Below are 15,158 nucleotides of genomic sequence, written 5' to 3' on the forward strand. Positions count from 1 at the left end.
CGTGGATCATGCGGGCGAGCGTCCCATCAGCTCGTCCACGGTGCGCGACACGCTGGCACGCCAGTCCGGCAGACGCACGCCGAACACCCGATGCAGCTTGCTGCCATTTAGGCGGGAATCGGCCGGTCGTTTGGCCGGGGTCGGCCAGTCCTCGGTGCGGATGGCCAGCACCTCCGGCATGGGCTGGCCATGCTCGGCCGCGCGCTCCAGCGCCGCCACGGCAAGGCCGTGCCAGGAGGTCTCGCCCGACCCGGTGGCGTGATACAGCCCGGCATAATCCGGCTTCCAGCCGCCGGTCTCGATCGTGGCCAGGATGGACAGGATCGCTTCCGCCAGATCGTCGGAGGAGGTGGGAGAGCCGATCTGATCGCCCACCACCTTCAGGGTCGGATTCTTCGCCCCGGCTCCCAGCATGGTGCGGACGAAGTTCTTGCCGGAGGCCGAATAGACCCAGGCGGTGCGCAGCACCACGGTCTGCGGATTGGCCGCGAGAACGGCCTGCTCCCCCTCGGCCTTGGTGCGGCCATACACGCCGGTCGGGCAGGTGGGATCGGTTTCCACATACGGTTCGCGCTTGTCGCCGTCGAACACGTAGTCGGTGGAAACGTGGATCAGTGGAATGCCGGCCTCGGCACAGAGCTCGGCCAGACGGCGCGGACCGTCGCGATTGGCGCGTGCGGCGCCGTCCTGCTCGGTCTCGGCCAGATCCACGGCGGTCCAGGCGGCGGCGTTGATCACCGCCGACGGCCGGATGGCGCGGAACGACGCCTCGATCGTCTCCGGACGATCGAAATCGAAGTCCGGACGGCCGACGCGTCGGATACGCGCGCCGCCGAACCGGACCAGGGAGGTCGCGAGCTGGCCGTTGCCGCCCGTGACCAGGATCGGACCGCCGTCCGGAAGCGCCGCCATCAGTACTGGAACCAGCCGGCAGCCTCGGAGAAGTGCGGCGCGGCCGCGTCCTTTTCCGACAGCAGGGCTTCCTCGGGCTTGATCGGCCAGTCGATGCCGATCTCGGGGCAGTTCCAGATCACGGCGCGCTCGCTCGCCTTGTTCCAGACATCCGTGCACTTGTAGAGCACCTCGACATCGTCGGTCAGGGTGCAGAACCCGTGCAGGAAGCCCGGCGGAATCCAGAGCTGGGCCCAGTTGTCGCCGGTCAGCTCGGCGCCGACCCACTGGCCATAGGTCGGAGAACCGGTGCGGGCGTCCACGGCCACGTCGTAGATGGCGCCCTTGGAGCAGCGCAGCAGCTTGCCCTGGGCGTGCGGGTCGAGCTGGCAGTGCAGGCCGCGCACCACGCCGCGCTGCTTCGAGAACGAATGATTGTCCTGCACGAAGGCGAGGTCGATGCCGGCCTCCTCCTTCAAACGCGGATAGTTGTAGGTCTCCGAGAAGAAGCCGCGCGCGTCGCCGAACTTCGGCGGCGTGATCAGGACCACCTCGGGGATGGCGAGCCGTTCGACCTTCATGCGTTCGTTCTTTCCGTGCGGTTCAGGCGTGCACGCCGTCGGCGAGTTCGAGCAGCAGACGTCCGAGTTCGGTCTTGCTGAGCTTCTTCGCCTGATCGCGCAGCTGGGCGGCGTCGATGAAGCCCATGCGGAACGCGACCTCCTCCGGGCAGCCGACCAGCATGCCCTGGCGGGACTGGATGGTCTGCACGAAGGTGCCCGCCTGCATCAGGCTGTCCGGCATGCCGGCATCGAGCCAGGCGCAGCCGCGGCCGAGACGGTCGACGTGCAGCGTGCCCTCCTCGAGATAGAGCCGGTTGAGATCGGTGATCTCCAGTTCGCCGCGCGGGCTCGGCTTGATCTTCTTGGCCAGATCGAGAACGCGGTTGTCGTAGAAATAAAGGCCGGTGATGGCCCAGTTGCTGGCCGGGTTGGCCGGCTTCTCGACCACCTCGAGGGCGCGGCCGCTCTCGTCGAACGACACCACGCCGTAGCGCTCGGGATCGCGAACCTGATAGGCGAACACGGTGGCGCCTTCCGGACGTGCGGAGGCGGCACGCAGCAGAACGCCCAGATGGTCGGCGAAGATCAGGTTGTCGCCCAGCGCCAGTGCGCAGGGGCTCTTGCCGAGCCAGTCATCGGCGATCAGGAACGCCTGCACGATGCCGTCGGGGCTCGGCTGCACGCGGTATTCGAACCGGACGCCGAAACGCGACCCGTCGCCCAGCAGACGCTCGAACTGCGGCAGATCGGCCGGGGTCGAGATGATCATGATGTCGCGGATGCCCGCCAGCATCAGCGTGCTGAGCGGGTAATAGATCATCGGCTTGTCGTACACCGGCAGCAGCTGCTTGCTCGCCGCCAGCGTGATCGGATGCAGCCGGGTGCCGGAGCCGCCTGCGAGCAGGATGCCCTTCATTCCGGTGGGGCTTTCGGTCGGGCGCATCAATTAAGCCTTCGTTCCAAGACGTTGACCGGTGTAGCGGCCGGCGCGGATCTTTTCCCACCATTCCTGGTTGTCGAGATACCATTGCACGGTGCGGCGGATGCCGGTTTCGAAATCGTGGTCGGCCTTCCAGTCCAGGGACTTTTCGGCGTGGGTCGCGTCGATCTCGTAGCGCCAGTCGTGGCCGGGACGGTCGGTGACGTAGCGGATCAGACGCTCGCGCGGGCCGGCCGGATCGGGCCGCAACTCGTCCAGCGTGCGGCAGATCGCCTGCACGACCTGGAGATTGGAGCGCGGCTGGCGGGCGCCGATCGCGTAGGTCTCGCCCGGAACGCCCTTCTCCACCGCCAGCACCAGCGCCTTGGCATGGTCTTCCACGAACAACCAGTCGCGCACGTTGGAACCGTCGCCATAGACCGGCAGCTCACGGCCTTCGATGGCGTTGATGGTCACCAGCGGGATCAGCTTCTCGGGGAAATGCCAGAAACCGTAATTGTTGGTGGTGTTGGTGACGAAGGCGGGCAGGCCGTAGGTGTGGTACCAGGCGCGGACCAGATGGTCGGACGCGGCCTTGGACGCGGAGTACGGGCTGCGCGGATCGTAGGGCGTGGTTTCCACGAAAGGCGGATCGTCAGCATCCAGCGCACCGAACACCTCGTCGGTCGAGATGTGGTGGAAACGGAAGCGCTTCTTCGCCTCCACATCCAGGCCGGACCAGTAGGTGCGGGCCGCTTCCAGCATGGAGAACGTGCCGACCACGTTGGTCTGGATGAACACGGCCGGACCGTCGATCGAGCGGTCCACATGGCTTTCCGCCGCCAGATGCATCACCGCATCCGGCTTGTGTTCGGCGAAGATCGCGGTCATGGCCGCCAGATCGGCGATGTCGGCCTTGATATGGGTGTGACGCGGATCGGTCAGCGCTTCTTCCAGCACGTCCTCGGATGCCGCGTAGGTCATCTTGTCGACGTTCACCACCGAGTGTTCAGTGGACCGGATCAGATGCCGGACCACGGCCGATCCGATGAAACCGCAACCGCCGGTCAGAAGTATCCGCATTCCGTTTTTTCCGTGCCGAACGCCGTTGAGGGGATGATGTCGTCGCGCGCACGATGGCAGTGCGGACGGCGACAGGCAACCGTTGCACCTTCGCAGCGCACAATCTTCTCGAACAATTCTACCCTCGACCACGCAACCGGTTGCTTTAGAACCGTCATGACGCGATGCCGAAGCGCGGGAGATGGTTTGTGTTTGCCGAAGACCTGAACACCCGGCTGCTGAGTGCGCTCGAGCGCCCCGATCTGCGCATCGTCGCGGGCGACAGCGCGATCGGTTTCGATCCCACCCTCGACACGCCGTTCCGCGTCGATCGCGGCCGGCGCATCGTCCTGGGCGGCGCCGTCACCGGCGAGGACAGGGTCTCCGCCTTCCACCTCCGTCACGCGCTGGAACTCTCCCTGCTGCTGGATGCCCCGGCGACGCCGGACAATTCCGCCGGGCCGGAGCAACACGCCATCCTGGCCGGCCTGTCCGCCGCCCGCGTCGCGGCACGGTTCTTTCTGCTGGATGCCGCCCCGCCCGGCGCACCGCCCCAGCCCGATCCCGTTTCCTGGCTGGCCACCATGTCCGCCCCCTCCATGCCCGGACGCGACGTTCTGGCCCAGATATGGAGCCGGCTCTCGGCGTTGCAGGGCGCACACGGGCCGGGCCTGACCGATCCGGACGCCGTCACGGACGCCGTTCTTGAGGCACTGCGCAACGCATGGTCGCTGCTGGGACCGGCAGAAACGCTGATGGCGGAAGGCGGCGATGCCCGTCTCGCGGTGGACCCCGCCACCGGCCTCAACCATTACGGCTGTTCGCACAGGCCGCGTCCCTGGGCGGTCACCTTCGCCTCCTCCACCGCATCCTCCCTGTCGGAACGCGGCTTCGCGGGTGCCGAAGCATCCCGCAGGAGAATCGCCGTCGCAGCGCTGGATGGCGACGCGCGAACCGCACTGGCGGCCGAATGTGAAGCCGTGCGCGCCGGAATCGCGGCCCATTACGCGCTTCCGCCCGGCTGCGCCGTGGTGCTGTCGGCCTCCGGCACCGACCTGGAAATGGCCGCCCTGGCCCTGTGCAGCCTGCCGCGCGACGGCGAGGCCGAAGCGAGACCGATCAGCAACGTGCTACTGGCGCCGGAGGAAACCGGAACCGGCGTGCCGATGGCTGCGGCCGGCCGGCATTTCGCCGACGACACCGCGCTCGGACGCGCGGTGACCAGGAATGCGCTGGTCGACGGTTTCCCGGACACCACGCGCGTCCTCCCCGTGGCGATCCGCGATGCGGCCGGACGCCTCCTGCCGCAGGACGTGGTGGATGCGGACTGCACCCGCATCGTGGAAGCGGAAGCCGCCGAAGGCCGCACGGTGTTGCTGCACAGGCTCGATCTGTCGAAAACCGGCCTGCTGGCCCCGGGCATGGACTGCATCGAACGACTGCAGGCCCGTCTGGGGGACCGGCTCGAACTGGTGGTGGATGCGTGTCAGGCCCGGCTCGACGCATCCCGCATCCGCGACAGCCTCGATCGCGGCTGGATGGTCATGGTCACCGGCTCGAAATTCTTCACCGGGCCGCCCTTCTGCGGCGCGCTGCTGCTGCCGCCCGCCATCGCCGCGCGGCTGCATGGCCCGCACAGCCTGCCGTGCGGCCTCGCCGAGTACGGCGGCGCTTCCGACTGGCCGCCCGGCGCCCAGGCCGTTCCGTGCCCGCCCGGCGCCAATGCCGGCATGGTGCTGCGCTGGCAGGCCGCACTGATGGAAATGGAAGCGTTCCGTTCCGTGCCTTACGCCACGGCGCGCGCCCTGGTGGACCGGTTCGTGGCCGGCGTGGACGCCGCGATCGCGCGCAGCCCGGACGTGGTCGCCGTGGACGTGCCGCCCCCGCAGCGGCCGGACACGGCCGACGGCCCGTGCTGGGATCAGGTGCAGACCATCCGCTCCTTCCTGGTGCTGGAACCGGCACGGGAGGATGCGGAACGCCTGCCGCTCGACGTCGCACAGGCGCGTCTGGTGTATCGCTGGCTCAACGCCGACGTGACGCGCGCCTTGCCGCCGACCGCCACGCTGGAGGATCGTGATCTGGCCCGCCTCCTGGTGCATATCGGCCAGCCCGCCCCCGTCGGCTGCGACAGGCTGGCCGGCACGAACGCTGCAGGCATGGCCGGTGCGCTCAGGATCTCGGTCGGAGCCCGCCTCCTGTCCGGCGAGCCGTCCCATGCGGGGCTCGGCGGCGACAGGCGCATGCAGCGCGAGATCGGCGACGTCGCGCGCATTCTCGGCAAGATCGGCCTGCTGCTGCGCTGCTGGCCGGCCCTGCTGCAGCACGATCCGGTGCCGCGCTACGCGCCGGACGCCTCCAAACGCCGACCGTCGGACGCGGGGCTGAATATCTGAGTTGCGAACCGGTCGCGCCCCCGAACCGCCTTGCTGTGGTCATGTTGTGGTGGCAACCGGCGTCTCGCCTATAGAATTTCGGATCGGACTCCCATGAAGCAGCAATACGGTGCCTTTCTCGATACCCCTGCCCTGGCCCCGGGCGTCACGCGCTTCTGGATGATCCGGCACGCCCTCGTGGAAGAGAACGCCCGCGCACGGCTCTACGGCTCGACCGACGTTCCGCTCTGCCCGGAAAGCCTGGTGTCGCAGACGCCGATGTACGAATCCCTTGCCGCGCGCCTGCCGCGCGATGCGGTCTGGATCACGACGCCGCTGTCGCGCACGCGCATCACCGCCGAGCACATCCTCAAGGCCGGCTATCCGCACACCGAGTTCGGCGTCGAGCCCGACCTGATCGAGCAATCCATGGGCGACTATCACGGCCTGGAACATCACCGCCTGCCCGAGCGGCTCGGCATGACGCCGCATCCGTTCTGGCCGATGGCGGCGGAAGAGGTCCCGCCAGGCGGCGAAAGCATGGACCAGATGCTGCTGCGCGTCGGCGGCGCCCTGGAACGTCTGGCCGATCGTCACGACCGACGCGACATCGTGTCCGTCAGCCATGGCGGCACCATCCGCATGGCCTGCGCCCATGCGCTCGACATCAGCGCCAATACGGCCCTGCGCCTTTCGGTGCAGAACCTGTCGCTGACCATCCTGGAGCGCCATCCCGCGTCATGGCGCGTCGTGACCATCAACGAGCTGCCCGGCGCCTGAGAAGCCGCGGCGCGCCGGCCGGAACGATCCGGCGCCGATGCGTCGCAATCCCCGACCGCGATGTCAGGAGTGCGGCGCTTCCGATGGCGGCGCCGGCTGGGCCTCGGTCGGCTGTTGCGTTCCCGGGACGGCGGTCGTGGTGGGTGCCGTCGTTGCGGGCGCCGTGCCGGCCGGCGCGCCGGTCTGCGCGGCAGGCGTGCCGCCCGACGTGCCGTTGAACAGATCCAACGCCGCACGCGGGCTGACGCCAAACCATAGAGCGGCCGCGACGATGATCACCATGCCGACGATGCCGATCCGGCCGCGCCCGCCGATCAGTCCGCCGAGACCGCCACCCGTGCCGCCGGTCCTCGGACCGGGATTCTCCTGCAAGACCATCGTCGTTTCCCCGCCGTGGTGAAGTTGCGAGAACACAACGACGACCGGTCCCGGCCGGTTGCCTTCCTGCCGGAACCGCCGCGTCTCAGGCCCCCGTCATCAGCGCGCCATCAGCACCGGCAGCGTCGCCTTGGCGATCACATGGCGCGTCACACCGCCCAGAAGAAGCTGGCGCAGACGGGAATGGGAATACGCCCCCATCGCCAGCATGTCCGCACCCTGCGCCTCCGCGGCCGCCAGAAGCGCCGCGCCGACCTCGCCGCCCTTGGGGGTGAATTCCGACGAGGTCGCGGCGATTCCGTGCAGCGCCAGATAGGACACCAGTTCCGACGCCACCGGACCGCGACGCTGATATTCCGGCGAATGCAGCACATGCACGCTGTCGGCCTGCTTCAGCCAGCCCAGCACGCAGAACACCGCGGACGCGCCTTCCGCGGTGCCGTTCCAGGCCACGCAGATGCGCCGTCCGACCGTTTCCGGCGCCGTCTTGGGCGCGATGATCGCCGGCCGGCCGCTGTCGAACAGAACCGCATGCAAGGCTTCCGCCGAGGACAGCGCTTCTTCCACCGTATCCGGATGCGGCACCACGATCAGGTCGGACAGGCGCGCCGCATAGGCCACCATGTCGTGCTCGCGCCCCTTCACGCAGCGGAACACCACGCCCGCTTCGCCCGGGCTCGGCGGCGATGCCTCGGTCCGCAGCGGCAGGGCGTTGCCGAACACGGCCTGATCCGCATCCAGGGAACGCTGCAGCAGCGCCCGCGCCGACACGGTGCGGCTGTCGGATTCACGCTCCGCCGCACTCATCATCTCCTCGACCATGGCGCCGGACAGGCCCTCGCCCGCCAGGGGCGCCACGTCGCGCCCGTCCGTCGCCACATGCAGCACCTGCAGCCGGGCGCCGAAACGACGCGCCAGGGTCAGGCCGAACCGCAGCGCCTCGCTCTCGCTCGGCACGCCGTTCAGCGGCAGGAGGATCGAAGCGATGTTCGAAGCGTCGCCCGTCATGGATAAAGCCTCTCGCTGGACCAGCTTTCGCCGTCACGGCGATAAACGACACGGTCGTGCAAACGATGCGGCATGTCCTGCCAGAATTCGATCATGTCGGGGATCACGCGATACCCCGACCAATGCGGCGGACGCGGCACCGTGTCGCCGGGATAGCGCGCGTCGTACTCGGCCAGTCGACGCTCCAGCACGGCGCGATCGAGCAAAGGCCGGGACTGGTCGGAGGCATGCGCGCCCAGGCGCGAAATGCGGGCACGGCTGTTGAAATAGGCGTCCGCCTCGGCGTCGGTCACGTCCTCGATCACGCCTTCGATCCGCACCTGACGGCGCAGCGACTTCCAGTGGAACAGAAGCCCTGCGGCCGGATGGGCGGCAAGCTGCGACGCCTTGCGGCTCTGCTTGTTGGTATAGAAGACGAAGCCGCGCCGGTCGCAGCCCTTCAGCAGCACCATGCGCACGGACGGAATGCCGCCCGGCGAGGCCGTCGCCAGAGCCATGGCATTGGAATCGTTCAGTTCGCTTTCCCGCGCCTCGGCCAGCCATTCCTCGAACAGCTCGAACGGGTCGCGGGAAGGATCGAGAGCCGCGTCGGGCATACAGCATCCATCCGTGAAGGGTCGGGCACGACTGTGCGCCGCGCCGGAGCATGCGCCAAGGGCCCGGTGCGACGGCACCCGCGCGGCCGGAAACGGCACCGGCTCTTGTCGGGGTTGGAGCGGTGTGCGACCACGAGCGCAGCATCCCACCCCCTTGATCCTGGAACGAGATCGCGATGTCAGAGGGCAACACCACCGCACTTCCCGCCCGAGGCACCCTGATGCAGGGCAAGCGCGGTCTCGTCATGGGCGTCGCCAACAACCGCTCCATCGCCTGGGCGATCGCGCAGGCCTGCGCGCTCCAGGGCGCAGAGGTGGCCTTCACCTTCCAGGGCGAGGCGCTGGAAAAGCGCGTGCGTCCGCTCGCCGAGAGCATCGGCTCGGACATCGTCCTGCCCTGCGACGTCAGCGACGACGCCGCCATCGACGAGACCTTCGCCCAGATCGAAGCCAAGTGGGGGAAGCTCGACTTCCTGGTCCACGCGATCGGCTGGGCCGACAAGCAGTACCTGCGCGGCCGCTATCTCGACACCCCGCGCGACGCCTTCCTGCAGGCGATGGACATTTCCTGTTTCTCCTTCACCGCTGTGTCGCGCCGCGCCAGCGCGCTGATGCAGCCGGGCGGCTCGCTGCTCACGCTGAGCTATCTCGGCGCCGAGCGCGTGATGCCGCACTACAACATGATGGGCGTGGCCAAGGCGGCGCTGGAAGCCTCCGTGCGCTACATGGCCGCCGATCTCGGCGGCGCCGGAATCCGCGTCAACGCGATCTCCGCCGGCCCGATCAAGACCCTGGCCGCCAGCGGCATCGGCGATTTCTCCTACATCCTAAAATGGAACCAGCTGAACGCGCCGCTGGAGCGCAACGTCTCCACGGAAGAGGTCGGCGGCGCCGGGCTCTACCTGCTGTCCGACCTGTCCTCCGGCGTCACCGGCGAGGTGCATCACGTCGATAGCGGCTACCATATCGTCGGCATGAAGAACCCGGCCGCGCCCGATATCGCCGCCATCAAGGACTGACCCGAACCACCGGCACCCGTTCTCCCATGTCGCATAACAGCTTCGGTCACCTGTTCCGCGTCACCACCTGGGGCGAAAGCCACGGGGAGGCGATCGGCTGCGTCGTGGACGGGTGCCCGCCCGGCCTGCCTCTGGACGAGAGCTGGATCCAGCCCTTCCTGGATCGCCGCCGCCCCGGCCAATCGCGCTTCACCACCCAGCGGCGCGAACCCGATCAGGTCCGTATCCTGTCCGGCACCTACGAGGGCCGCACCACCGGCACGCCGATCTCCCTGCTGATCGAGAACACCGACCAGCGCTCGCGCGACTACGGCGCCATCGCCGACCGCTACCGGCCCGGTCATGCCGATGTCGCCTATGACCGGAAATACGGGCTGCGCGATCCGCGCGGCGGCGGCCGCTCGTCCGCCCGCGAAACCGCGATGCGCGTTGCCGCCGGCGCCATCGCCCAGCGCGTGCTCGGCGAGAGCGTGCGCATCCGCGGCGCGCTGGTGCGGATCGGCCAGCACGCGATCGATCCCGCGCGCTGGAACTGGGACGCGGTCGATCGGAACCCGTTCTTCTGCCCCGACGCCGACACCGTGCCGGTCTGGGAAGAGTATCTCGACTCCATCCGCAAGAACGGCTCCTCCGTTGGCGCCGTGATCGCTCTGGAGGCCATCGGCGTGCCGCCCGGCTGGGGCGCGCCGCTCTACGGCAAGCTCGATGCCGACCTCGCCGCGGCACTCATGGGGATCAACGCGGTCAAGGCGGTGGAAATCGGCGCCGGCTTCGAGGCCGCCCTGCTGACCGGCGAGGAAAACGCCGATCCGATGCGGATGGAGAACGGCGCGGTGGCGTTCGACGGCAACCGCGCCGGCGGCATCCTGGGCGGCATCTCCACCGGCCAGCCGATCATCGCCCGCTTCGCCGTGAAACCCACCAGTTCGATCCTCACCCCTGTGCCGTCGGTCTCCTCCACCGGCGAGGCAGTGATGGTCTCCACCAAGGGCCGTCACGACCCCTGTGTCGGCATCCGCGCCGTGCCGGTCGGCGAAGCCATGCTCGCCTGCACCCTCGCCGATCACATGCTCCGCCATCGCGGCCAGACAGGACGCTGACCGGGTTCGTGTTTCACGTGAAACAAGGTCGGACGCGATGATCCGCCGGGTTCTGCGCAGCGACGCCCTGCATCGACTGCTCGGACGCGCGATCGGGCTTTATCTCGGCTTCGCGCTCCGCACCACGCGCTGGCGCTTCGAGGTGCCGCCGGAATCCTGGCCGTTCCTGTCCGGCCAGGACGGACGCACCGTCATCATCGCCTTCTGGCACGAATTCCTGCCGCTCACCCCGGCACTCTGGATGCGCGCCCACAGCATCAACCCGGCGCTGCGGGTTTCCGTGCTGATCAGCCGGCACCGGGACGGCCGCATGATCACCGACATCATCGGACGCTGGGGGATCGGCGCCGTCGCAGGCTCGAGCGCCAAGAAATCCGGCGGACGCGACAAGGGCGGCGCAGCGGCGGTGCGCGTGCTGCTGGACACGCTGCGCGACGGCAGCCTCGTCGCCATCACGCCGGACGGCCCGCGCGGCCCCAGACGCACGCTGCAACCCGGAACGGCACGTCTGGCCGCTCTGTCCGGCGTGCCGGTGATCGCCTGCGCCGGCCGCACCAGCGCGCATAAGCGCCTCGGCTCCTGGGACCGCATGGTGCTGCCGCTGCCGTTCGGGCGCGGCACGATCCGCTGCTCCGCCCCGATCAACCTCGCCCGAACCGACAGAAGCGAGGCGGATGCGATCCTGGCCGACGCCATGGAACAGCTCGTGCAAGGCACCGGCGCGTGACGCGGAGCCGGGCCGATGCGCGCGCCGCCTTCGCCGTGTGGGGCCTGCTCGGCACGCTCGGCATTCCGCTGCTCCGCTTCAGCCTGCGCAGGCGGGTGCGCGCCGGCAAGGAGATCGCCGAACGCCTGCCTGAGCGCACAGGCCGCGACGACACGCAGCGCCCGCCCGGCCGGCTGGTCTGGCTGCACGCCGCCTCGGTCGGCGAAACCCTGTCCCTGCTACCGCTGATCGACGCACTCCGCCAACGCGATCCGACGCTCTCCCTGCTGCTCACGACAGGGACGGTCACGTCGCAGAGCCTCGCCGAAGAGCGCCTGGCCGGAACGCCGGTTCTGGTCCGCTTCGCCCCGCTCGACGTGCCGAGCTGGGTCGACCGCTTCCTCGATCGCTGGCAGCCGGATCTGCTGCTGCTGGTGGAAAGCGAGATTTGGCCCACGCTGATCGCACGGTGCCGCGCACGCGCGATTCCCCTGGCGCTGGTGAACGGGCGGCTGTCGCAACGCTCCTTCGCACGCTGGAACCGCAGCGGCGCCATCGGCCGCGCCCTGTTCGGCAGCTTCGCGATGATCTCGGCGCGATCGCCCGAGGATGCCGCGCGCCTGCGCGTGTTCGGCGCCGCCCTTGTATCTGAGGACGGCGACCTCAAGCGCGCCGCGGCAGCGCTGCCCTGCGACGACGCCGAATTGTCCCGCCTGCGCGACCTGATCGGCCACCGCCCGCTCTGGCTCGCCGCCAGCACACACCCGAACGAGGAAGCGGAAGCGCTCGCCCTGCACGCGGCCTTGCGCGAACGCCATCCCGACGCGCTGCTGCTGATCGCCCCACGCCATCCGCTGCGCGGCGACGAGATCGCCGCCCTGTCGCCCGGACTGCCACGCCGCTCCGAGGGCGCGATCCCGCAACCGGGCGACCCCGTCTGGCTTTGCGACACGATGGGCGAACTCGGCCTGCTCTACCGCCTGTGCCCGGTCGTGCTGCTCGGCAACAGTTTCGCCGACGTGGCCGGACGCGGTGGCGGACACAACCCGCTGGAACCGGCCAGACTCGGCTGCGCGCTCGGCGCGGGCCCGCGCATGGAGAATTTCGCCGAGGACGTACGCGAGATGACGGAAGCCGGCGCCCTCCGCATTCTGCCCGACCGGTCCGCCATGCTGGACTGGCTCGACCGCATGCTGTCGAACCCGACGGAGCGCGACGCCGCATCCGATGCCGCGCAGCGCCTGTCCGAACGCGACAACGATCTCCCCGATCGCCTGGCACAACGCCTGCTCGCCCTGCTCCCGGAACAGAGCCGGTGAAAGCCCCCGGCTTCTGGTTCTCGGATACCCCCACGGCGCGCCTCGCCGGCGCCCTGCTCTCGCCGATCGAACCGATCACCGCCGCCCTCACCGCGCGCCGCCTGCGCGGAACCGGCTGGAAGGCCCCCGTCCCGGTGGTCTGCTGCGGCAATGCCGGCGTCGGCGGCGCGGGCAAGACCACTCTGGTGCTCGATCTGGCGCAACGCCTGCACGCGCGCGGCCTTCGCGTGCATTGCCTCACGCGCGGCTATGGCGGTCGCGGCACCACCGCACCGACCCGCGTCGATCCGCTCCGGCACGACGCCGCCACGGTCGGCGACGAGGCCCTGCTCCTCGCGGCCATCGCTCCCTGCTGGGTCGGCGCGGATCGCGCAGCCTCCGCACGCGCAGCGGTGGACGCCGGCGTGGACCTCCTGATCATGGATGACGGGCTGCAAAACCCTGGCCTGTTTCAGGACATGCCGATCCTGGCGATCGACGGCGCGGTCGGGTTCGGCAATCGCCGCCTCCTTCCCGCAGGCCCGCTGCGCGAGCCGGTCTCCACCGCTGCCGCCCGTGCCCGATGTGCCGTCGTCATCGGCGACGAACGCGCCCCCATCGCCGAACTGCTGCCGCCCGACCTTCCCGTGCTGCGCGCGACCCTCGCCATGGACCCGGCCGTCCGCACCCTCGCCGGACGACCCTTGTTCGCCTTCGCCGGTATCGCCCGGCCGGAAAAATTCTTCTTCTCCCTGCGCGCCGAAGGCCTCGATCTCGCCGGCACGCGCGGCTTTGCCGATCACCGCCCATTCAAACCCGACGCGCTCCGTCGCCTTCGCGCGGATGCCGCCGCCCTGGGCGCCACCCTCGTCACCACGGCCAAGGACGCCGTGCGCCTGTCTCCGGCCGAGCGCGACGGCATCGCCGTCGCCCGTGTCTCCCTCCGCTGGTCGGACGAACGCGCACTCGATCGTCTGCTCGACAGGATCGTCCCCGCATGAGCACCCCTGACAGGATCAGGCTGCAGCACCGCCTGGAAGCCTTTGCCGCCGGACGCGTACTCGCCCTGCTCCGCGCCCTTCCGCCCGCCGCCGCCTCCACGCTCGGCGGCACGCTGGCCCGCGCGATCGGCACCAAGCTCCCGGTCTCCCGCGTCGCGGACAGGAATCTCCAGCTCGCCCTTCCCACGCTCGATGCCGCCGAACGCAAGCGGATCGTCGCCGGCGTCTGGGAGAATCTCGGCCGAACCGTCGGCGAATTTCCTCATCTCGGCCGCCTCCGACGCGACACCCCGTCCGGCCCCGGTTGGGAGGTGCGCGGCGGCGAGATCCTGGAGCAGCAAGCGGCGAAAGGCGGCCCTGTGCTGTTCTGCTCCGCCCATATCGGCAACTGGGAAATGCTGCCCGCCGCCGTCGCCTCGTTCGGACTGCCCTTCGCCTCGTTCTACCGCGCCGCCGGCAACCCCCTGGTCGACGCGACCATCGGCGGGCTGCGACGCGACGCGATCGGGGCCGACGTGCCGATGTTCGCCAAGGGACAGCGCGGCGCACGCGCGGCCCTGGCCTATCTGCTGCGCGGCGGCTCGCTCGGCATGCTGGTCGACCAGAAGATGAACGACGGCATCGAGGCGCGGCTGTTCGGTCATCCCGCCATGACCGCACCGGCCCTCGCCGCCATGGCGCTGCGCCTGCGCTGTCCGGTGATTCCCGGCCACGTCGAACGCATCGGCCCGGCGCGTCTCAGGCTGGTGGTCGAGCCGCCGGTTCCCCTGCCCGACAGCGGCGATCGCCGCGCCGACCAGGCAGAATTGACCCAGCGTGTCAACGACGTGATCGAAGGCTGGATACGCGAAAAGCCCGAAAGCTGGCTCTGGCTGCACCGCCGCTGGCCCAAGCATCTGCACCCGAAACAACCGCTATCGTAATATTACATTGCTTTTTTGCCACAGAGCAGCGGCGGGAATCGTAACGAAGCCTTCCAGCCCCGGAGTCCCGCAGATTCCGTTTGCCCCCACCCTCAGGGCCCCGTTAATCTTGATCACGAAATCGAGATCAGATGCCTGAGGGTCCCTTAATGCCCACGCTCGCCTCGCTTACCGACCTTCCGGCCAACTCGAACGTGGTGCCGCTGCGGCTCCGCTTCCTGCCGCGTCATCGCGAATATCTCATGCGCTGGCTCGACGCCGGCATCAGCATGGGCCTGTGCGACGTCGACGTCTCGCCGCGCACGCCCGTCGATTCGCCCGTGATTCTCGAACACGTCACCGTCTGGGTGCGCGAGAACGCCGATCCGGCCTACGTCATCCGTCCAGACGGCATGCGCTGGCTGGTGATCGACCATCTGCGCGACCACCGCCTCGGCTCGTTCGCCTCGTTCGAGGCCGCCTTGTCCTGCATCCGCCCCGTTCTGGTCGCGCAGGAAATCGTCGCCGCCTGATCAGGGCGGATCCGGCGCCCCGAGGGA

Annotated in this window: 16 protein-coding genes; 9 read left to right on the forward strand and 7 right to left on the reverse strand. The window is 69.2% G+C overall.

Going from position 1 to position 15,158, the window contains the following annotated elements; all coding sequences use genetic code 11:
* Positions 1–6: 6 nt before the first annotated feature.
* Genes rfbD through rfbB form a run of 4 tightly spaced genes read right to left on the reverse strand, consistent with a single transcriptional unit; the run spans position 7 to position 3,456 of the window.
* Positions 7–912 (reverse strand): SDR family oxidoreductase, encoded by a 906-nt coding sequence (gene rfbD, locus ACZ5BM_RS09250; RefSeq protein WP_498907614.1) that lies wholly within the window; start codon positions 910–912, stop codon positions 7–9.
* A complete protein-coding gene (gene rfbC, locus ACZ5BM_RS09255; RefSeq protein ID WP_498907615.1) occupies positions 912–1,472 on the reverse strand; it encodes a dTDP-4-dehydrorhamnose 3,5-epimerase family protein in 561 nt (186 codons plus the stop codon). The genes rfbD and rfbC overlap by 1 nt, the downstream gene beginning before the upstream one ends.
* Positions 1,473–1,494: 22 nt before the next feature.
* Positions 1,495–2,370 carry a glucose-1-phosphate thymidylyltransferase RfbA gene (gene rfbA / locus ACZ5BM_RS09260; RefSeq protein WP_498911563.1) on the reverse strand — a complete coding sequence of 292 codons (876 nt, stop codon included), beginning with the start codon at positions 2,368–2,370 and terminating at the stop codon, positions 1,495–1,497.
* Positions 2,371–2,400: 30 nt separating this feature from the next.
* Positions 2,401–3,456: a dTDP-glucose 4,6-dehydratase gene (gene rfbB, locus ACZ5BM_RS09265; RefSeq protein ID WP_498907616.1), complete on the reverse strand. Its 1,056-nt coding sequence runs from the start codon at positions 3,454–3,456 to the stop codon at positions 2,401–2,403.
* A 188-nt stretch (positions 3,457–3,644) separates the two neighbouring features.
* Here rfbB and ACZ5BM_RS09270 point away from each other — a divergent pair, with 188 nt between their 5' ends.
* Positions 3,645–5,831, forward strand: a complete 2,187-nt coding sequence (locus ACZ5BM_RS09270) for a hypothetical protein (RefSeq protein WP_498907617.1) — start codon at positions 3,645–3,647, stop codon at positions 5,829–5,831.
* Between the two features lie 93 nt (positions 5,832–5,924).
* Positions 5,925–6,590: a histidine phosphatase family protein gene (locus ACZ5BM_RS09275; protein WP_498907618.1), complete on the forward strand. Its 666-nt coding sequence runs from the start codon at positions 5,925–5,927 to the stop codon at positions 6,588–6,590.
* 63 nt (positions 6,591–6,653) lie between these two features.
* Here ACZ5BM_RS09275 and ACZ5BM_RS09280 read toward each other — a convergent pair whose 3' ends face one another.
* From ACZ5BM_RS09280 to pdxH, 3 genes are all read right to left on the reverse strand, one after another.
* A complete protein-coding gene (locus tag ACZ5BM_RS09280; RefSeq protein ID WP_498907619.1) occupies positions 6,654–6,968 on the reverse strand; it encodes a hypothetical protein in 315 nt (104 codons plus the stop codon).
* 99 nt (positions 6,969–7,067) lie between these two features.
* Positions 7,068–7,976 (reverse strand): universal stress protein, encoded by a 909-nt coding sequence (locus tag ACZ5BM_RS09285; protein WP_498907620.1) that lies wholly within the window; start codon positions 7,974–7,976, stop codon positions 7,068–7,070.
* Positions 7,973–8,572, reverse strand: a complete 600-nt coding sequence (pdxH, locus tag ACZ5BM_RS09290; RefSeq protein WP_498907621.1) for a pyridoxal 5'-phosphate synthase — start codon at positions 8,570–8,572, stop codon at positions 7,973–7,975. Before pdxH ends, ACZ5BM_RS09285 begins: the two co-directional genes overlap by 4 nt.
* Before the next feature lie 176 nt (positions 8,573–8,748).
* Between pdxH and fabI the strand changes: the two genes are divergently transcribed.
* The 7 genes from fabI to ACZ5BM_RS09325 all read left to right on the forward strand — a co-directional run bounded on the left by fabI (position 8,749) and on the right by ACZ5BM_RS09325 (position 15,131).
* Entirely contained in the window at positions 8,749–9,591 is an 843-nt protein-coding gene (gene fabI, locus ACZ5BM_RS09295) for an enoyl-ACP reductase FabI (protein ID WP_498907622.1), read from the forward strand.
* Between the two features lie 26 nt (positions 9,592–9,617).
* Positions 9,618–10,691, forward strand: a complete 1,074-nt coding sequence (aroC, locus tag ACZ5BM_RS09300; RefSeq protein WP_498907623.1) for a chorismate synthase — start codon at positions 9,618–9,620, stop codon at positions 10,689–10,691.
* A gap of 37 nt (positions 10,692–10,728) precedes the next feature.
* Positions 10,729–11,418, forward strand: a complete 690-nt coding sequence (locus tag ACZ5BM_RS09305; RefSeq protein ID WP_498907624.1) for a lysophospholipid acyltransferase family protein — start codon at positions 10,729–10,731, stop codon at positions 11,416–11,418.
* On the forward strand, positions 11,415–12,716 hold the full coding sequence (locus ACZ5BM_RS09310; protein WP_498907625.1) for a 3-deoxy-D-manno-octulosonic acid transferase: 1,302 nt from the start codon (positions 11,415–11,417) through the stop codon (positions 12,714–12,716). The genes ACZ5BM_RS09305 and ACZ5BM_RS09310 overlap by 4 nt, the downstream gene beginning before the upstream one ends.
* The gene (gene lpxK / locus ACZ5BM_RS09315) at positions 12,713–13,696 is read left to right on the forward strand and encodes a tetraacyldisaccharide 4'-kinase (RefSeq protein WP_498907626.1); all 984 of its coding nucleotides are present in this window, start codon (positions 12,713–12,715) and stop codon (positions 13,694–13,696) included. The genes ACZ5BM_RS09310 and lpxK overlap by 4 nt, the downstream gene beginning before the upstream one ends.
* Positions 13,693–14,619: a lysophospholipid acyltransferase family protein gene (locus ACZ5BM_RS09320; RefSeq protein ID WP_498907627.1), complete on the forward strand. Its 927-nt coding sequence runs from the start codon at positions 13,693–13,695 to the stop codon at positions 14,617–14,619. Before lpxK ends, ACZ5BM_RS09320 begins: the two co-directional genes overlap by 4 nt.
* A 149-nt stretch (positions 14,620–14,768) precedes the next feature.
* Positions 14,769–15,131 (forward strand): hypothetical protein, encoded by a 363-nt coding sequence (locus ACZ5BM_RS09325; RefSeq protein WP_498907628.1) that lies wholly within the window; start codon positions 14,769–14,771, stop codon positions 15,129–15,131.
* Positions 15,132–15,158: the final 27 nt, after the last annotated feature.

It is taken from the genome of Lichenicola sp. GTC18331 (genome assembly GCF_055386855.1).